This window comes from Helicobacter sp. 13S00482-2 (genome assembly GCF_002272795.1).
Lineage (GTDB): Bacteria > Campylobacterota > Campylobacteria > Campylobacterales > Helicobacteraceae > Helicobacter_J.
In genome coordinates this window covers 1-18,523 of the sequence record NZ_MLAT01000023.1, presented here as the reverse complement: position 1 = coordinate 18,523, position 18,523 = coordinate 1, and the positions used below count along the sequence as shown (strand labels likewise).

The 18,523-nt window shown below is 30.8% G+C and carries 17 protein-coding genes and 2 pseudogenes; all 19 read left to right on the top strand.

Annotation, left to right across the window (positions count from 1 at the left end):
* The first annotated feature begins 166 nt into the window (after positions 1–166).
* Positions 167–856, top strand: coding sequence for a hypothetical protein (locus BKH42_RS08275; RefSeq protein ID WP_095296140.1), 690 nt, complete (start codon positions 167–169; stop codon positions 854–856).
* 20 nt (positions 857–876) lie between these two features.
* Positions 877–1,161 (top strand): TrbC/VirB2 family protein, encoded by a 285-nt coding sequence (locus tag BKH42_RS08270; RefSeq protein WP_095296139.1) that lies wholly within the window; start codon positions 877–879, stop codon positions 1,159–1,161.
* A gap of 13 nt (positions 1,162–1,174) precedes the next feature.
* Positions 1,175–1,435, top strand: a complete 261-nt coding sequence (locus BKH42_RS08265) for a virB3 type IV secretion protein (RefSeq protein WP_095296138.1) — start codon at positions 1,175–1,177, stop codon at positions 1,433–1,435.
* 9 nt (positions 1,436–1,444) lie between these two features.
* Positions 1,445–3,796 carry an FtsK/SpoIIIE domain-containing protein gene (locus BKH42_RS08260; protein WP_095296137.1) on the top strand — a complete coding sequence of 784 codons (2,352 nt, stop codon included), beginning with the start codon at positions 1,445–1,447 and terminating at the stop codon, positions 3,794–3,796.
* Positions 3,789–4,940, top strand: a complete 1,152-nt coding sequence (locus BKH42_RS08255) for a type IV secretion system protein (RefSeq protein ID WP_095296136.1) — start codon at positions 3,789–3,791, stop codon at positions 4,938–4,940. The genes BKH42_RS08260 and BKH42_RS08255 overlap by 8 nt, the downstream gene beginning before the upstream one ends.
* Complete coding sequence (locus BKH42_RS08250; protein ID WP_095296135.1) at positions 4,940–5,278, top strand: hypothetical protein; 339 nt, start codon at positions 4,940–4,942, stop codon at positions 5,276–5,278. The genes BKH42_RS08255 and BKH42_RS08250 overlap by 1 nt, the downstream gene beginning before the upstream one ends.
* A gap of 1 nt (position 5,279) precedes the next feature.
* On the top strand, positions 5,280–6,065 hold the full coding sequence (locus tag BKH42_RS08245; protein WP_095296134.1) for a Rha family transcriptional regulator: 786 nt from the start codon (positions 5,280–5,282) through the stop codon (positions 6,063–6,065).
* A 10-nt stretch (positions 6,066–6,075) separates the two neighbouring features.
* Positions 6,076–7,671: a VirB8/TrbF family protein gene (locus BKH42_RS08240; RefSeq protein ID WP_095296133.1), complete on the top strand. Its 1,596-nt coding sequence runs from the start codon at positions 6,076–6,078 to the stop codon at positions 7,669–7,671.
* Between the two features lie 2 nt (positions 7,672–7,673).
* Positions 7,674–9,056 (top strand): TrbG/VirB9 family P-type conjugative transfer protein, encoded by a 1,383-nt coding sequence (locus BKH42_RS08235; RefSeq protein WP_095296132.1) that lies wholly within the window; start codon positions 7,674–7,676, stop codon positions 9,054–9,056.
* A 2-nt stretch (positions 9,057–9,058) separates the two neighbouring features.
* The gene (locus BKH42_RS09935) at positions 9,059–10,363 is read left to right on the top strand and encodes a DNA type IV secretion system protein ComB10 (RefSeq protein WP_343286870.1); all 1,305 of its coding nucleotides are present in this window, start codon (positions 9,059–9,061) and stop codon (positions 10,361–10,363) included.
* A gap of 27 nt (positions 10,364–10,390) precedes the next feature.
* On the top strand, positions 10,391–10,969 hold the full coding sequence (locus tag BKH42_RS08225) for a hypothetical protein (protein ID WP_095296131.1): 579 nt from the start codon (positions 10,391–10,393) through the stop codon (positions 10,967–10,969).
* Positions 10,966–11,565, top strand: a complete 600-nt coding sequence (locus tag BKH42_RS08220) for a hypothetical protein (RefSeq protein ID WP_180674024.1) — start codon at positions 10,966–10,968, stop codon at positions 11,563–11,565. The genes BKH42_RS08225 and BKH42_RS08220 overlap by 4 nt, the downstream gene beginning before the upstream one ends.
* A gap of 10 nt (positions 11,566–11,575) precedes the next feature.
* On the top strand, positions 11,576–13,516 hold the full coding sequence (locus BKH42_RS08215; protein WP_095296130.1) for a hypothetical protein: 1,941 nt from the start codon (positions 11,576–11,578) through the stop codon (positions 13,514–13,516).
* A 53-nt stretch (positions 13,517–13,569) separates the two neighbouring features.
* On the top strand, positions 13,570–14,136 hold the full coding sequence (locus BKH42_RS08210) for a hypothetical protein (protein WP_095296129.1): 567 nt from the start codon (positions 13,570–13,572) through the stop codon (positions 14,134–14,136).
* A gap of 2 nt (positions 14,137–14,138) precedes the next feature.
* Entirely contained in the window at positions 14,139–14,435 is a 297-nt protein-coding gene (locus BKH42_RS08205; RefSeq protein ID WP_095296128.1) for a hypothetical protein, read from the top strand.
* Positions 14,435–15,388 carry a CpaF/VirB11 family protein gene (locus BKH42_RS08200; RefSeq protein WP_180674023.1) on the top strand — a complete coding sequence of 318 codons (954 nt, stop codon included), beginning with the start codon at positions 14,435–14,437 and terminating at the stop codon, positions 15,386–15,388. The genes BKH42_RS08205 and BKH42_RS08200 overlap by 1 nt, the downstream gene beginning before the upstream one ends.
* Before the next feature lie 21 nt (positions 15,389–15,409).
* Positions 15,410–15,973: a hypothetical protein gene (locus tag BKH42_RS08195; RefSeq protein WP_095296127.1), complete on the top strand. Its 564-nt coding sequence runs from the start codon at positions 15,410–15,412 to the stop codon at positions 15,971–15,973.
* A 64-nt stretch (positions 15,974–16,037) separates the two neighbouring features.
* Positions 16,038–17,927: pseudogene (locus BKH42_RS08190) on the top strand (type IV secretory system conjugative DNA transfer family protein); the annotation flags it as partial.
* Between the two features lie 489 nt (positions 17,928–18,416).
* Positions 18,417–18,523: pseudogene (locus BKH42_RS09890) on the top strand (type IA DNA topoisomerase); the annotation flags it as partial.

Sequence of the window (18,523 nt, the reverse complement as noted above, 5' to 3'; positions counted from 1 at the left end):
AAAGTCAGGACAAAAGCTCCCAACCCATATGAACGAATCAGAAATAGAAAGGTTTTTTCGTGCTATAGATGATTTTGATATGTCTGCAAAAATAGCTTCAAGAAACCGATTGATTATTAAAATAATCCAAACATTTAGCTTGACTTAAGTTCCAATAGGAGCTTTTATGTCTAGTAAATGTTTTGAACTTGAGCAATTTGAGCTTGAGCGATTTTACCATTCTAAAATCAGAACTTTCTTTAAATCCTATAAGAATAGCAAGATCTTTTTATTTTATGCAGAACTTCGAGATATCCTATGGAAACTTCAATGTAAAGATGGATTATTTCAAATCAATCAAAGAAATACAACTTATGAATTTGATGTAACTAGTAAAACAATCAAAAATTGGCTTAGCGAACTTCAAAAATTAGGATTTTTAGAATTCAAATACAAAAAATTTGATCTATGTTATATCCAAATGAAGAATTATGAAGATCTTGAAATTTTAAATCCTCCTACTCAAAAAGAATCTGGTGAAGTAATCTTGCCTCAAAGATTTTACAAAGACGTTCAAATCATCATTCAAAATGCTATTAAAGAATTTAGAAATAAAACCCTTTTATTTGAAGGTGAAAAAGTGATTCTTTGTGGTTTTGATAACAAAAAAGAACTTGCTTCAAACAAAAGTGTTTATATCAAAATGAAACTAGCTGATGATGAATGTTTTGAACAAAATATCACTTATGAGAATCTAGTAGGCAAACCTCTTCCAAGTCTTAAATGCAACTATCATGAGGCCATCATTAAAAAAAGAATCAAAGAAGAACTAGAGTATTGCAATGATTGTTTTTGTCAATCTCAAATAGCTTCATAATTTAACACAAAAGGAAAAAAATGAAAAAAATAAATCAAATCCAAAGACATTACGCCTTAATGTTTTTTATCTTCTTAGTGAGTTTTGCTCAAGCTAAGTCGTTTGAGGAAGTCGTTAATAATATTTTAGATCTCATTAGTAATGTTTATATGAAAAGTATAGGTGCTTTAATTGTTGTGGGTATAGGCATTTATATGTTCAAAGAAAAAGAAAGACTCAAAGAGATATCTGTTAGTTGTATTATCATAATTCTTGCAATAATGGCTATTACGAACGCTAGAGAAATTATCAATTTTATTCTTTAGTAAGGCTTAAATTATGTTTGATGTTGCTCACGCCAAAGTAGAAAATATTAGAGAATTAAGTAAAAAAGAAAAATTCTTAGGATTGAATTTGAATTCCTGGATACTATGTTCTCTTTTATCTATGCCTCTAGCAAATTTAACCTTGTTTTATGCATTCATGCTATTCATAGTTTCCATTGCATTTTTTTACGTTGCAGAATTTTTTGATGAAGATATTGTAGATATTTTATTTGCAACTTTTAGTATCAATGGCATTGATACGTATTATGCATAGGAATTTCTAATGAACTTGATTGAAAGCATTAAAAAAACTGCAGGGTTTCTTTTTGCAAAAACTTTGCCTAATCATTATTCTATTATCGAAGAGAACAATATACTTGGAATCTATAATGATGATTTCATCATCACAAAAAAAGAAAATCTTGTGGGAATGATAAGTGTTGATGGAGTGAATTATAGCAATCTCAATCAAGAAGATATGCTCGAATTATTCTTGAATCGTTTGAATGCTTTAAATGCAATTGATGAAGGAGTTGAGCTTAAAATCATCACCAAAAGAAGAGAATATTTTTTTAATCAAAAATATGATGATATTTCTAATGAATATGCTAGAAGAATCATCAATCTTTGGGAAGGTAAAGAAAAAGTCTTTTCTAATGAATATATTCTTATCTTTGAAAGCAAAAGTGCTAATTTTACTTCGTTTTTAGAGAAAAAGAAGCTGGAACTAACAACTTCAATCAAAGAAGAAAAGAATACCAATTTGACGCATATAAACAAAGAGATTGTGCTGAAGTCAATCATTCAGAGAGTCTCTCAAACACTAAATGATCTCAAACCCAAACAGATCAATTCCGTAGAAATATTAAGATTTTATGCTGAATATATTAATGGAGTTTATATTCCTTTCAATCCTAGTAATGGAATATTAACCGATAGTTATATTGCAAGCAATGTAAGCTTTCATAAAGACTATTTCCTTCAAGATTTTAATGGAGAAAAAACTTTCAATCGCTTTATTGCAATAAAATCTTATGACTGCGAAGAAATCACTTCCTTGACACTTTCAAATCTACTTCATTTAGAATGTCAAATAGATATTATTCTTTCTATTGATCCAATACCCAAAGAAAAAGCTGTCTCAAAAATCGAAGAAAAAAGAAAAAGATCTTCCATTCTAGTAAAAGAAAGCTTAGTTGAACTAAAAGAACTAGTCAAAACCGATCGAGTGATCATTCAAAATCTCTCCCTGATTGTTCTTGTAAAGGAGAAAAACAAAAAAAATCTAGATAATATTAGTCAAAAAATCATCAATATATTTAAAAATGATGGCATGGTGGCTGTAATTGAAACCATCAATATGCTTCCAACATTTTTTAGTTTTTTTCCTAATCGAAGTAATCTTAATGCAAGAAGAAGACTTCAAAGCTCTAAAATCATCTCTTCAATGTTTTTGTTTGAAAAAGAACAAACGGGGAGAAATAAAAATTCTTGGGGAAATATGCCCCTAACTGTTTTTAAAAATCAAAGTATGTCGCCATTTTTATTTAATTTTCACGCTGAAGAAGTAAAAAATAACGAATATGTATTAGGACATACAATGATCATCGGGGGCACAGGAGCTGGAAAAACCACTTTAGTGTCTTTTTTAATGATGAACGCAATGAAATATAACATAAATATTCTCTCATTAGACAGACTTTATGGGATGAATATAATGACTGAATTCTTTGACGGAGAATATAACAGTGGGGAAGAATTTTATATCAATCCTTTTGCACTAGAATATAGCCCTGAAAATATTTCGTTTTTAAGTGCTTGGTTAGGATTTTTAGTGGGTATTAACGAAAATAATCCAGAAGATATACAAAAACTTTCAGCCATTGAAAAAGTTGTGAAAGATACATACCACAACCTAAGCATACAAGGAATCACAGCAAGATTAAGTGATATTGCAGAAGGTATTCTCAAGATGGATGACGCATTTGTGCAAATTCAACTTCAAAGATATTTAGAAAACCCATTATTTAATAAAACCGAAGATTCTTTGAGTTTTAAAAATCAACTCACTACCTTAAATATGGACTTTATCGTCAATTCAAGCAAAGATGCTTCTTTAATTGCCTATTACTTATTTCATAAAATGATTTATGAAGCTAAAGAAAACAATAAGGGCTTTTTTATGTTCATTGACGAATTCAAATCCTATACAGAAAATGAAATGATGAATGAGAAGCTCAATCTAGCTATTACGCAAGCTAGAAAGGTTAATGGAGTCATAGCTCTAGCTTTTCAAGATATAAATCAATTAGATGAAGTTAAAAATGCTTCTAGTTTTATTGAGAATATGGGGCATATTATTTTATTTCCTACCAAAAATATTGAAAAGCTCGAAAAATATGGAATTGTCCTTTCAGATATCGAAAAAGAGTTCCTAGTTTCTACTTCAAAAAATGAACGAAAAATCCTTTTAAAAAATCGTATTGATAATACTTCAAACATTTTAGATGTCAATCTTAGTAAGCTTGGAAAATATCTCAATGTTTTTAATTCAAATGCCAATAACGTAAGAAAATTAAAAGAGTACAAGCAGAGCTATCCCAATAATTGGAAAGAAAGGTATCTGAATGGATAATGATATATATTCACAATTAATGGGAATTTTTACTGGTATCTTTGGTAGCTTTGGAAATACTATTGGTAATGCCATTATAGAAACATTTAAACTCCAATTTGTTTTTACCACGCTTGGAATCATTCTGATATGGATTTGGGGAGCCAAAAGACTCAAAGAAAAAGATCTTTTCGAATTCAAAAATATAATAAGTTTGATTTTCTTCCTTTTGTATTTAGGATTTGCGAACTGGGTTATGGAACAGCCAAAAGATTTTATGGAAACGTTTGATTTGGCTATAAAATTTCCTTCTGATACCCTAGAAAAATCCATAATAAGTGCCATCAAAACGACAGGAAAAATTGATGGTATAAACGATAAAGACGGCATACCTGCAATGATCAATCAAACGTATAATATGTTGATTCAAATGGCAAAACAGATTTTTTCAAACTTCAATATTTTTAAACTCCAAAAATTCATATTAACTCTCTTGCTTGGAATAATTGTAACACTCATCGAAATGATATATATTGCTATATTGTGTTTGATGATCATTATCACAACGACACAATATGAAATATGGAAATCAATAGCAATCTTTTTCCTACCTCTTATGTTTTTTTCACAAACTCGTGGAATGGTGGGAGGATACATCAAAATTTTAATTTCACTTACTTTATATAAACCTGCCATATTGCTAATGGCAGCAATAAATTTTGCTACAACGCAAGCAATTATGAAACTGATGCCAACTTCCAATGAAGCCCAAAATGGGATAATGGAAGTAAATTTATTCATTATGGCTCTAGTTGGAGTTTTCTCCATATATCTTTTGAAGTGCATTCCAAAAATCATTGATGGTGTTATAGGCACACAAAGCGATATGTTAGGGCAAGGAAACATTTCAGCTATGGCTTCAAAAGGTGCTGGAGCAATAACAAGCACAATTGCAGGTGCTGGAGCTGGAAGCGCTATGGGAATAATGAAAAAAGCTTACTCTCAAGGTGGAGGAGGTTTAAAAGGTTCTGCTTCTGCAGCTGTTGCAGGTTTAACTGGTGGAGCAAGTGTGGGGATAGCACCAATAGCTAAAAAAACTAGTAATGCAATTTCAAAGGGTATTTCTTTTGGAGCTTCAAAACTTTCTAAAGGAGGTAAAAAATAATGTTTCAATCAAAAAATATTCTATTTCTAATTCCTTGCATCATCGTATTATTTATTAGTGGGTGTTCAGATAAATACTATGAAATGCACAAAAGTCCTTGTGCTTGTCTTTCTCAAAAAGAAATTCAAAATATTCAATATCAAATATACATCGAGGAATTAAAAAAACAAAACGATCTACAAAAAAATCAAATACAAAAAGATGAAAATTCTAAAAATAAATCCAATAAAAAATCTCAATCTTATCGCAAGTTCAAATCTGAGCTATCGATAAAACTCCTAAAATATGGAATATCCAACCCTTATGAAAATTTATTAAAAATCACTAAGAAGGATTAAAATGGAATATTTAGAAAGCAAAAATCAAGAAAATATTGATAAGACAAATTCCATTGTTATCAATAATAAGATTATAGATTTCAATATTGAGAATCAAAAGGCTTTTATTACAAGCTTTGATCTTGCAGAAGTTTTTGATAAACAACATAAAAATATTCTTAGAGACATAGAAAATTTACCCAATGATGAATTTTGTAAGTTCAATTTTGAGCTATCGAGCGAAATACGTAAAAGAGGGTTTTTTACAGGCGAAACTAAATGCTATAAAATCACAAAAGATGGTTTTTGTCTTTTAGCAATGGGCTTTACTGGTGAAAAGGCTTATAAATGGAAAATTCTTTTTATTGAAGCATTCAATAAGATTGAACAAGAACTCAGAAATGAAATATTTAAACTTGCTTGTTTAGAAGATAAAACATCAAACAATGAAATAGATTTAATTCGTATCGAAAAAAAATTCAATCATCTTATTAATCAGTTGCAAGAAGAAAAAAATCTTCAAGAAAGAATCCAGGATCTTCAAGAAGACAAAATACAACTCAAAGATCAAATCATTGATCTTCAAGCTGAGATTATCACCAAAAACACAAAAATAAAAATAGATACTTCTAAAAATACCCTTACACCTACAGAAGAAAAATTAATCATCTCGCTTTTAAGAGAAGGTAAAAGTGTGGAAGAAGTTTCTAAGGTTTTGAATAAAGGAAGAACTATTGTTAAAAAACTTAGCAAATACGCAACTTACAGTAATTCTTACTTTAAAGAACTTCAAAATCTAGCAAAATAAGGAATTAGCAATGTTGGATAATAAAAACATCAAAAATCAAGAAAATGATTTTAATGAAGATGTTTTGAATGAAAAAAACTCAAATCAAGAATCACAAGAGTCTTACAATCAAGATTTGAATAAAAATGAAACTCCCAATGATGGAGTCGAACTAGAAGAAATTATTGAATCAGAAATTTTAGAAGAGGAAATAAAACAAACACAACAAAGCCCTAAAATTAAAAAGATAAAATCTGTGATTTCTAAAATAAAACAAAATATTGAAGATCTGATTTTGCCTAAAATCAGGCAAAAAATGCACTCAAAGTCTATATTTGAAACTGTTCAAGACGCAGGGAGTATCTTTAAAATTGAACGTAAAATCGGAGATTATCTTATCCTTATTGCTGGATTTTTCTTTTTAATTAGTTTTGTTGAATTTATTTTAATTCTAAGTCTTTTCCCCCTTAAAGAAAAGGAACCTTACTTAGTAACTTTTACGAATGATACTCAAAGCTTTGCCATCATTCAAAAAGCTGATCAATCCATTACTGCGAATGAAGCTTTAAACAGGCAACTCTTAGGAGCTTACATTTTAAATCGTGAAAGTATCAATCGCATTGATGATAAACAAAGAAGTGAAATGATTAGAGAACAAAGCTCTTCTGAAGTTTGGAATGTTTTCGAAAGAATAATAGCTCAAGAAGATTCTATCTATAATAATAAAAACCTAACCAGAGTTATAAAAATTGTAAATATTGCTTTGATTAAAAAAGGCTATGCCAACGCCGATGTATCTATTTCGTTATTTGCTAATGGAGTATTAAAATCTGAAAAACGCTATCGCATTATCATTTCCTATAAGTTCAAAACCATTGAGATAAATTACAACTCATTGCCAAAAAATCCAACGGGATTTACCGTTACTGGTTATTCCATCACTGAAATTGCTACCATCAAAGAACTCCCTGATGAAAATAAGAAGAATACCTCTAAATCAAGGATTAAATACAGAAATTCAAAAGATAAAAGTAATTCTTCTGATGACATTCTCAATGAAGCTTATATCTACCAAGAAAACAAAAAAGAAGAAATAAATAGTAACCCCTACAACCAACAAGATTATGAACAACAATATAATATAGATCAAGATAAGAATTTTATAGATTTAAATAATAAGACCAATAAAGTCTTAGATTCAAATTCAGATTCTTTAAAAAACAAAAAACAACAAATTTCCGATCAAATCAAACAGCTTGAAATACTCTTGGAAGAGCATCAAAAAGAAATTTCTCAAGAAGATTTTAATGAAATCAAAAGAGAGATTTTGCAATTAAGAATCCAGGAAAAAATCTTAGAAAGCAAGAATATTGATAATTCCAATGATAACTATAAAATTATCAATAATACTCAAGAAAATTATGATACTAAAGACCATAAAGATCCCCAAAACAATTCAAAAAAGGAAATCAACTCAATTAATCCTAGACGGATACAAGATAGCATAAATTCAAACAATAATAGTGATGAGAAAAGCAATAAACCCGCCCAAAATAAACCTTCTAAAGATTTACCCTCACCTTTTAGCAGTAATCAAAGTCATCATTCAATCATCAAAAAAGGCTAAAAATGAAAATCTATGCAAAATTATCAAAAAACTATGATTTTTATAAGGGAATTAGAGGGTTGATGATTGTGGTTATTGTATTTGTGATTGGTTTGAGTATTGTTTATGGGGATGAGACGCCCTCCCCCTTCAATAACTCTCAAAGTCCTCGCAATAGCGTTGTTTCTTCACCTAATGGGTCTTCAAATAATTCTAATGATGATGGAGTGAGTTTAGAAGAGTTTGAAAAAGAACAAAATGCACAAGAAGCTCAAAAGATGCAATTTTTAAATGCTATTCAAAGTTCATTTTTTTTCAAGAAAAGAACCCCTCAAGATAATAATCTAAATATTATTTACAAAGCAGGTAACACTTCCAAAATAAGACTTCGATATGCAATGACGACTACTTTTATTTTTGATAATGACGAAATCGCTTATGTGTCCGTTGGTGATAGTAGTTTTTTTGAAGTTTTTGCTCCAAAAAAAGATGGTTATAATCTGTCAAGTATTTTAATTATCAAGCCCCTTCTTATTGGTGTGGATACGAATTTAACCGTGATTGGAAAAAGTGGAAAAATCTATACATTTTACTTATTCTCTACACATTTTACAAATTCAAAAAATCCGGCATTGAGTGTTTTTATTTCAGATGATCGAAAAATTGGAAAAATTGATGTTATTCCCGATGAAGTAAAAAAAGCTGAAAAACTCAAAAAGTTAGAAGAACTCAAAGCATTCAATGAAAAACTCAAACAAGATGTATATCCTCAAAACAAAACCAATCCCGTTGATGAAGTTGTTGATGAAGTTGATGATATTAAAAAGAACTCATTATCTATACCAAAAACGTTAGATCCATCTCAGGACAATCAATCCACTAATGCAAATTTAAAAAATAAAATTCCAGACAATTTTAAATCAATTGACTACACCTCTAAAGAAATTGATGATGGGAAATTTATTAGAATCGGTGATGAAAGCAATCATCTCTTTATTGAGAAATCAAAAATACGCAAACATTACTACCAAGCCCCAAGAAAAAAACGAATGTGGTGGAGTTTGTGGCTTTACAAGAAAACTTACAAACAAGCTAATGATCTTAAGGCCATTGATATTTTTGATGATGGCACCTATACATATTTCAAATACGATCGAGCTAAAGCTATTTCTAAATTTCCCTATCCATACAAGGTACTTGATGGTTATGATAATCCCATCAACTCAAGAGTAGTAGGAAACTACATCATTGCTGAAGATGTAGGCAAAAAATGGACACTTAGAGCGGGTAATGAATATGTTTGCGTTCAAAAAATTCCTTCTAAAAAGGAACTAGATGAAGTAAGACTTGAAGAGCAAAAGCAGTTGATAATGCCAATTAATGAAAAATCTCAAAAGAAGCAATAGTAATGATTTTAAATTGGATTAAAAACCACAAACTCGCTACTTTTTTTCTAGCAATGATGTGTGGATTTTTTATCTTAGTTGCTATTGCCAAAATAAAAAGTGACGAAGATGGTGAAAGCGAATTTGAAAACTCTACTAAATTTCCTATCGAGGAGTATCTTTTTACAAGTCCCAAAAATACTGATACTCAAAATATTCAAAACAAACAAACGAAAATAAATCCTGAAAAAGACCCACAATCAAAAGAGGAAAATAGCTTTGAATTCATTGATAAGAAGATTAAAGAGATTCAAAAAAAGATAGGTGCAGATTCAAAAGATTCAAATAAAATAGGAAACTTGATTATTTTAGATGATAAATCAAAATCAAATCAAAAAAGTTCTGAACAAACCGCTAAAGACAAAAATGCTCAATTTGATTATGCAAACGCCACTCCTAGCAATAAGGCTCGTTTAGCATTACTTGCTAAAAGATTCTCTTCTAATTCCAATAATAGCAATAGCGAATCATCAAATTCAAATCTTGATGAAATCAATCATCCTGAAATTTATGCACAAGCAAACAAAGAAAAAGAATATGGAATTGATTCCTTTTCAAATTTTGATAAAAAAGATATCGCTAGTAATGAAAATAAACTTTTAAGAACCATTACTGCCGATAAAATGATACCTGCTATCTTGATAACTCCTATCTCCTCTCAAATAGGTGGGAATAAAATTGTAGCTCAAGTTGAAAGTGATATATATGCTTCAATGGGAAGAGCTGTACTCATTCCTAAAGGTTCTAGAGTCATCGGATTTTATAACAACAATAACAAAATTGGAGAATATCGATTAGAAGTCATTTGGAATCGAATCCTAACACCTCAAGGCATCAATATCATTCTCTCAGATGCCAAAGGAGCTGATGTCAAGGGTTATGCTGGATTGATAGGAGTTTTACATCAAAAGAACTGGGAGAGATACGGGTTGCCTTTAGCCCTCTCTACCCTCTCTAATGGATTATTGCTAGGTATTTCTTCTAAACTCAACAACAAAAGTGGGGGGAATTTCTTAGAAAGCTATCAAACAACACAAATGCTTGATTCAATGAGAGGTGATATTTCTAACATCGTTTCTCAGATCTTAAGAGAACAAGTACGTATCAAGCCTATCATCACGATTAAAGAAGGTAGCAGAATCTTTATTTCACCCAACACAGATATTTTCTTCCCAGTGCCTAAAAACAACGAATTAACCGCAGAGTTTTATAAAGAATACAAACCTCCTGTTGATGATGATTCTAGTGATGATGAAAATGAATTTTAATGAAGACTTAGGTAAAGGAATGAGCAAGTGAATGAATATAAAAAAGACTTTGAAATAGTTTCGCAAACACCAACCAAGAGTGATTACAATACAAAGCTAGATGTAGATTCTAGCACACAAAGTTTAAGCGATCTAACACACGAATATATTTTGGCAGATTTGGAAAAATTAGCAAACAAACATCCTGAAATGTTTGATAAGCCTAGTGATGTTTTTAAACTTATCAGAAAAGTTCTAGAAAATCCTACACATTTTTATCGTAATAATATTTTAGACTACTCACTCGTTGTCAGGTATGTAGAAACAAACAAAATCGGTAAATTAGCTATAGATAAAGAAAGCGGGAAACTAATTCACGCAACTAAAGTTAGGGATAGAGATTTAGAAAGATTAGGAAGAGTCGATCAGAGAGTGGTAGGGACATCCACGCTCCCTACATCCTTGCACTCCTCAAATGAGGATTCAAGTCTGGACGCAAATGAAGCTAAAGCTTGTTCACCCTCTGACAATCACATTATGCCAAAACAACTACAACCCAATATTAAACCTAAGCCCAAACAGAAATCCAAGTCAAATGAGGGCTTAGGTAAAGGAATGAGTAGATGAATGAAAACAAAAAAGAAATCACAGGTATTTATAACACCACTTTCAATCAAAAGAATGTAACACCGATTAAAACAGGTTTTGAAGCAGACCTAGAATTAATAGAAAATGCCATCATTGAAGAAGTGGTGATGTATGTGAAGGGTTATCATAGTCAAAACCGTGATAAAGGATATGGAGCTGAACATATCAAGATCCATTTAGAACAAGATGCACAAGGTTATATCAATATCAAAGAACTACTTGATCTAGGTAATTCCATCAGAGAATACACAAAGATATTCAAAGAACCTTTTATTGATATAGAAGGTAGCAAACAAGCCAAAATATATGAATGGGAAAATGAAAATAAAGTGAGATTCAGAGTTGTAGTAGATAAAATCAGAAGGGAGGGTCTCCCAATAACGCCTCTCTCCCCTTCTGCTGATGTAATTATATCCTTTTACTCTGATAGAAATCTTAATAACAAAATGCAATTTAAAAATCCTTTAGTGAATGAATATTACTGCAATTCAGTTCAAAAACAAACGAGCATTCATAAGAGAAAGCCTCAAATCTCATCTCATCAAGAAACAACCACAAGACAAAGAAAAAGATAAAGGAGTAAAAATGAAAAGATTGTTTTTAGGTATATTTTTGAGTTTAATGATAGCTACTCAAGTGGAGGCTTTGATTGTTTTAACCAATAAAGCCATTGATTTGAATAAAAAATCTGGAACACTTAAAGCCAATGTGGTTTTAGGCAATAAAATCCAAAAAGCACTAGCAATAGGAAATTACAAAGTAAGCTCTAATAATAAAAGCGTTATTTTCAATGTGAATACAATCATTAAAGATAATCAAACACATAACCTAAGTAGCCAACCAAGCCTCATCAAACCTATCAAAAATAAGATCATTAAAAGGGGCTCTAAGCTTATTTTAGCAGGAGAGAATCAAGAAGAAATAGCGAAGATTTTTGGATTGTCCTTACAAGAATATCAAAAAAAATCAGGCACAAATGCTACTTCAAAGAATACCCCCAACTCTTCAAGTTCTAATGTTACCCCCTCCCCTTCAACGAGTTCTAGTAATGGTAATTCTGCAAGTTCGAGTGCAAGTAATTTTACAAGTTCTAATGGCAGTGATTATGGAAGTGGCTATATCCCTAATAACAATAATAGTAAAAATGATGGAACCAATTACTATCCCATTCCTAATAATAATGGCAATAGCAATAATTCAGAAAACATAGTTCCTGAATACTCCACACAATTTTGTAAAGCTCCTTATTATGACTCCAAAAACTCTATTTCTTTAAGTTTTATAGCCAAAGATGGAAGCTGTATGGATATTAAAGCTCAAAGAGATGACACCAAATGTGAATATCGATATGACTTCAATAATGGAGTGGCGATAAAACAAACACAATTTTATTACGTGGATAACGAAAATCAAATCAAAAATGTAGGGGGTTGTGTGGATTTACAAGGTGATGAGTATTCTTATCCCTTATATAAAGATGATTCTAAATGTCAATTACAAGTTACTAGCAATAAAGGTTATAACGGAAACCAGGCTTATTTCTTCCAAACACAAATCCTTTTTAGAGGAGCTGATAACCTAGTACACATGGCAAAAGACTGTACTGATTATCAAAATGTACAAGAAGAGTTGATCTCTTATGACAAGGATACCAAGAAAAAAGAAGTCAAAAGGATCGTGAATCAATACTATATTGATCCAAGCACAGGAAATAAAGTCTATATCAATAATGGAATCATCTCACCTTTTAAATTTCCTTATCAAGAATATGCTTGTGGTATTTGGGAAATGGATGATGCCAATTTGCAAGCTTATAGAAAAACTCAAATCAAGGCCTTTGATAATGTCGCTAATACCTACATTGATGTGACTTCTTGTGATTATAGCAATGATGAAGATAAAACAGGAAGGATCACCCAACCTTATATTAAATTACCCAATAATGAAAAACCTGGTGAAGCTGAACCTGGAGATATGAATGGGAGTTATGAGTTTGAGTTTAAACAAGCATTATACGGCACAGGAACTGGGAGTGTTTGGCGGAACTGCAAGGGATTGTTTTGTTCAGGATCGCACTCCGACGATTATACCTACTATTATTTAAATGGTTTTCAAATTACCAAATGGACAACCACTTATAAGACCACTAATACAGGAGTCACCACAGGCTATCAACGACCCAAACAACCTGATGAAAAAGAAGCTTCTATCTATTATGTCAGTAAGAGAGTCAAAACCATTGAACGCACTAGTAGAGTGATTCAAAATGATCTCAATTTGACTGCGGATTATATGAAATTTTATGAAGTCAATGAAGGATTTTATAAAGATGAATCTATCAAAACTTCTCCTGCCTTCAGTGATTTTATCAGTAAGTACTATAAGCCAAAGGCAGGAGGATTGTGTCAAAAATATAAAATATCTGGAGGCAGGGTTGGAGATAGTAAAAACTTCGTTGGTGGCTACAGAAATAACGTAGTTTTAACTTGCTTATTTTACAACGATTACCTCCTCCCAACGAAATAAAGGAAACTCTATGAACTTAAAACACACATTCAATATCAGCGAAGGAAAAGAAGATGAGTATAGATTTTTATACTGGGAATGATTACACAGAGCAATACCATCACAAAGCACAATTAGCTGTTATCAAACTACTGATGGAAAAACAAGGTTTTATCAAAGGAGCATTTTATCGTGATGATATAGGTGATATAGATTTGTTATGGGGCAATGAAAATTTTGGATTGTGTCATATTTTTAAAAGAAGAACTGAACAATTTGGTGAAGAAAAGGCTTTGAGATTTATTTCTCATCTTGAAGAGAATATCAGAAATGGTGTGATCATCAAAGCAAAACATAACAGAATAGGAATCATTACAAATAAATCAACCATTGTCTTAGAGCAAACTAAAGAGAATCAATTCATATTGACTGCTTTTATTGATAGGAGCAATGAAATAAGATTGGAAAACCTACAGAGTGTTCACGATGTAGATTTTATTGATGAATCGGTTTCTACGCTCAATAAAGGCTTTGATGTTCTATCACCAAACCAATCTCATAGCTCTATTTTATCCAAAAATCCCAAACCCAAATCTAGTCAATCTCAAATTGATTTGAATCATTCTATAAAAAGGAGATAACAATGAATGAAAATATTGAGCAAACTCAAGAACTAAGGAATGGATCCAATAAGGATTCTAATTTAAAACATACAAATACAGGAGAAAAGAAAATGGAAAAAATGACTAAAGCAACAAGTGTTAATTTTGTGGAGATCAATGATCTATTAGAAGAAGAAATTGTTCCTAATAAAAATCTGATCGATCAGTATAACCGCAAAAAAGAAGAAGCAAAAAAACTCAAAACAAAGCTTTTAAGAGTAGCTGAAGAAGTCAAAGTCTTAGGCGATAAGATTAAAAATACTGGGGGAATGGCTTGATGCATAACAATATTGGTGGAAGCAGAATCTTGCAAGTTCTAGTTGAGAAACTAAAGCCCTATTTGACTTTAGATATCAATGAGATTCAGTTCAATAGTTCAAAAGATATGTATCTAGTCAGAGGTAGTTCTTATGAAAAAGTCTCTGAATCTTTATTTGATGAACGATTCTTGATGAATTTTTGTGAGCAATTAGCCAACTCTAGAAACCTATTTTTTAATACACAAGTGCCACATCTAAGCTGTTCTATTCCAAATACTCGTTATAGAGTAAATGCACTCCATCCAAGCATCAGTGCTCAAAATAAAATTGCTTTGTGTATTCGCATCCCTAATGAAAATAAATTCCCTATTGAAGCATTCAAATTAGGAGATAAGCTCAAAGCTAAAAACATTCATTATGCAGATATTTTAAATCTTGTGAGAGAAGCTAAAAATATCCTAGTGAGTGGAGGAACTGCAAGTGGTAAAACAAGCTTTGTGAATTGCTTGATTGAAGAAATTCCTCTTGATGAACGAATCATCACTATTGAAGATTCACCAGAATTACATTTAAAAAATCCTAATTTAGTCTCTATTTTAGTAGCAAAAAATGAAAATTCCAATTACTCTTATGAAACTGCCCTCAATGATGCGATGAGAATGTCACCTCAAAGACTTCTATTAGGTGAGATTGATACTAAAAATGTTTCTTTGTTTTTAAGACTTGCCAATACTGGTCATAGTGGAATGATAAGCACCCTGCATAGTAATTCAGTTCAAGATGCCATTTTTGCTATCAATCTTAATATCAAGATAGGTTCTAAAAAAGATATAGATTCTAAAGACTTACTAGATTTTTTTATTCGTGGAATGGATTTTATCATTCAGATCAAAAAAATTAACAATGAACGTGTGATTGAAGATGTGCTTGATGTGAAAAAAGATTTGAAAAAAGCCTTAGAAAGTATTTGATCGTAACATAAGGAGATTGTGATGGAAAATCAAAATAATACAGAGGAAAGAAGTAGCTTTAAATTACCAAAGACAGAACGAGGGAAAAAGCTATTTTTTGTCCTAGATGCAAAAGCCTATGAGAGCTTAAAAACAGAATGTAAAAATAAGTCATTAACAATGACAAAGTTTTTAGAGAAAATCATTTTAGAAAAATCCCAAGAAAACCAAGAGAATATTTCTAAAGTTTTCTCACTCACTAAACTCAATAAAAGCCTTTATGATGGAACAAATGCTACCTATTCAAATATCAATCAAATCGCTCACTCTATTAATACTTTTAAAATACTCAATGAAAATAACCTTGATATTTTGATGCAAACAGAGTTTTTGCAAAAGATTATGGATAGCTTTATTGATCTAAATAATGACATTCAAAATTTCAGAATTCTTATTTTGGAATTTTTGCTCATTTTAGAAGATAACGGAGTTCAAGGCAAAAAAATCAGAAATAAACTCAAAAAATATCAAAGCAAACTCATAAAGAACAATTTTCTACAAACTCAAAAACAAGAGATCGATAATACAGGTGATGAAAATGTTTGAGAAAAAATATTTACCCCTGTATTACATCATCTCAATTATTTTATTCCCCATAATTTTTGGATTGATGCTAAATCTTTATTTTGCTTTGGGTAGTATTGAAAAAATCTATGCATTTGAAAAAATCATTTTTAGTAATCTTAAATCTTTTAAAGGTTTCAAATTAGAAGTGTATTTAAGTGCTGTATTTGCAATCCTTCCTTTTATCATTGTCTTTATTTTTTCAATTCCAAAAAATCGTTCTACTACACACGGAAAAGCAAAATGGGCAAAGAAAAGTGATATTGAAAGCTATAGCTTTTCATTGATAAAATTAATCAAAGACTTCTTTAGACTCTTAAATCCTCTTACTTCTCCAAAGAAATTTTTAAAAAACCTCCTAGAGTTTTTAAAATTTGGAATGCAGAAAAAAAATAAAATGGGTTTAAACTTTGGTAATGGTTTTATACTAGGATTATGGGATGGAATTTTAAATAAAAAACCTGTTTGTTACAAAGAACCACTATGTTCACTCATTATTGCACCTCCTGGAGCAGGAAAGTCCGCCTCAATTGCTATACCTAATCTCTTACACTTACCTACAAGCTGTATTGTTTTGGATATTAAAGGCGAACTATGTGATCTAACAGCAGGTTATCGTCAAAAAGCTCTTAAAAATAAGGTTTTAATCTTTGATCCATTTGGAAAAGATAACACCTTAAAATTCAATCCTTTTGATAAAAAAATTGTCAAAAAACTTGATTTTAACGCTAAGCGAAAACTCGTTGATGAAGTGGCACAAACCATCTTTGTGGAAGAAAAAGGAAGCGATCCTCACTGGATCAATCAAGCTAGAAACCTCTTCATCTTCTATGCACTCTATGATTTATGCGTGTATGAAGAATCTAATCTCTTTAGAATTGCCACAGCCACAATGAGAGATTATAAACCTTATATTTATCCAGAAAGTCCTTATTATTCTCAATTATGGGAACACGATGAAGAAAGTGGGCTACTCATTTTAAAAAATGATTCCCCTATTCAAATAAATAGCTCTGATCCTGAAAAATTATTTTTCAAACAAGTAAGCGAACAAATCTATCTAGACCCACAAGATCCTAGAAATTTCTCTCAAAAAGCAAGAGATGAAAATCCTGATCTTGATGAAGACAAACCCGATGAATTAAAAAATCCAAAAAATAAAAGACTTGATGAGATTGTCAGAGATTATGCAAGAGCTTGGTCAGGTGGTAGCGGGGGTGATGAATTTTCTTCCATCAAATCAACTTTTAATCGAGTTATGCAGGTCTTTACAAGTTATCAAGTTAAAAATTGTACTGATGGAATGAGTTTTGAATATGAAGATTTTAGAAAAGAAAATATCACTCTTTATATAAAAATAGCACAAACTGATATTGATACATTAGCACCACTTATTCGTATCTTACTTGAATCAATCGCAAAAAATCTACTTTTAAAAGAAAGTACAAAACCTGATGAAAGAGTTTATTTTATCCTAGATGAATTTGTTCGATTTAAAAAGCTTGAATTTTTATTAGAAATGCCAGCACTTTGTAGAAGCTATGGCGTAGTCGTGCTCTTTATCACACAATCAAATGCTCTTATTGAAAAATACTACAGCGATAAAGATGCTGAAATATTAGGGGCGACGGTCAATTATAAAATTGTGTTCAAAACGGATCACAAATATGCCAAAGCCTTATCTGAAGAAATTGGAAAATATACCAGAAAAACACAAAGCTACTCCACTGAAAAAGGCGGACTTATATTTGGAGGAACAAGCACGTTTAATCAAGAAGGAAAAGAGCTTGTAAGCGAACAATATATTTTGAATCTCGGTCAAGATGAAATCATTATTTTAGTCAAAGGCTTTCAGGCAACGCCAGTGAAATTAATAACAAATTACTATAAAAAAGACAAAACAATGATAAGCAAAATCAACTGGGAATTGAAGCCTGAAAAAATATCTGAGACCGAAAATTCCAGTTCTATTTTTGATAATAATAAAGTCATTCCATTACCTACAAAAACAATCAATGAAAATCAACCAGAAAATAACGAAGAAAGATTGATTCAAGAAAAACAGGCAATCAGCTCTAAAAATAATCCTATCAGGGAAACTGAGGACAAAGAGCTTCAAAAAACTCAAGAAGAATACATCAGAGAAGAAAAAGCTAAACAACTAAGGATTGAATATGAATATGCAAAACTTGTTAATAGTACAGATGATAAAAATATTGAACCTCCTTACCCTATCAAAAATAAAAAAGAATATGTTTTAGAAATCACAGACAAAGAATTACTGGTTAGATTGTTGCCTCCTAATCATACAAAAACAATCGAATCAGAATTTTTATCTAAACTTGAAAATGAACCTGAAATTCAACTAGCTAAAAAAGAAGGTTTGCTAGTAAAAATACAACCAGAAGGATAAACAATGGAACAAATTAAAGAGAGCATTATCATCATAGAATCGCCCAATAAAATTAAAAAAATAACTGCAATTACAGGAGCTAAAGTATTTGCTACAGTAGGACATTTTTTAGATTTGAA

Excerpts from the sequence above, each read along its gene's own strand:
- BKH42_RS08275 (WP_095296140.1), top strand. The coding sequence starts at position 167 with ATGTCTAGTAAATGTTTTGAACTTGAGCAATTTGAGCTTGAGCGATTT.
- BKH42_RS08270 (WP_095296139.1), top strand. The coding sequence starts at position 877 with ATGAAAAAAATAAATCAAATCCAAAGACATTACGCCTTAATGTTTTTT.
- BKH42_RS08265 (WP_095296138.1), top strand. The coding sequence starts at position 1,175 with ATGTTTGATGTTGCTCACGCCAAAGTAGAAAATATTAGAGAATTAAGT.
- BKH42_RS08260 (WP_095296137.1), top strand. The coding sequence starts at position 1,445 with ATGAACTTGATTGAAAGCATTAAAAAAACTGCAGGGTTTCTTTTTGCA.
- BKH42_RS08255 (WP_095296136.1), top strand. The coding sequence starts at position 3,789 with ATGGATAATGATATATATTCACAATTAATGGGAATTTTTACTGGTATC.
- BKH42_RS08250 (WP_095296135.1), top strand. The coding sequence starts at position 4,940 with ATGTTTCAATCAAAAAATATTCTATTTCTAATTCCTTGCATCATCGTA.
- BKH42_RS08245 (WP_095296134.1), top strand. The coding sequence starts at position 5,280 with ATGGAATATTTAGAAAGCAAAAATCAAGAAAATATTGATAAGACAAAT.
- BKH42_RS08240 (WP_095296133.1), top strand. The coding sequence starts at position 6,076 with ATGTTGGATAATAAAAACATCAAAAATCAAGAAAATGATTTTAATGAA.
- BKH42_RS08235 (WP_095296132.1), top strand. The coding sequence starts at position 7,674 with ATGAAAATCTATGCAAAATTATCAAAAAACTATGATTTTTATAAGGGA.
- BKH42_RS09935 (WP_343286870.1), top strand. The coding sequence starts at position 9,059 with ATGATTTTAAATTGGATTAAAAACCACAAACTCGCTACTTTTTTTCTA.
- BKH42_RS08220 (WP_180674024.1), top strand. The coding sequence starts at position 10,966 with ATGAATGAAAACAAAAAAGAAATCACAGGTATTTATAACACCACTTTC.
- BKH42_RS08215 (WP_095296130.1), top strand. The coding sequence starts at position 11,576 with ATGAAAAGATTGTTTTTAGGTATATTTTTGAGTTTAATGATAGCTACT.
- BKH42_RS08210 (WP_095296129.1), top strand. The coding sequence starts at position 13,570 with ATGAGTATAGATTTTTATACTGGGAATGATTACACAGAGCAATACCAT.
- BKH42_RS08205 (WP_095296128.1), top strand. The coding sequence starts at position 14,139 with ATGAATGAAAATATTGAGCAAACTCAAGAACTAAGGAATGGATCCAAT.
- BKH42_RS08200 (WP_180674023.1), top strand. The coding sequence starts at position 14,435 with ATGCATAACAATATTGGTGGAAGCAGAATCTTGCAAGTTCTAGTTGAG.
- BKH42_RS08195 (WP_095296127.1), top strand. The coding sequence starts at position 15,410 with ATGGAAAATCAAAATAATACAGAGGAAAGAAGTAGCTTTAAATTACCA.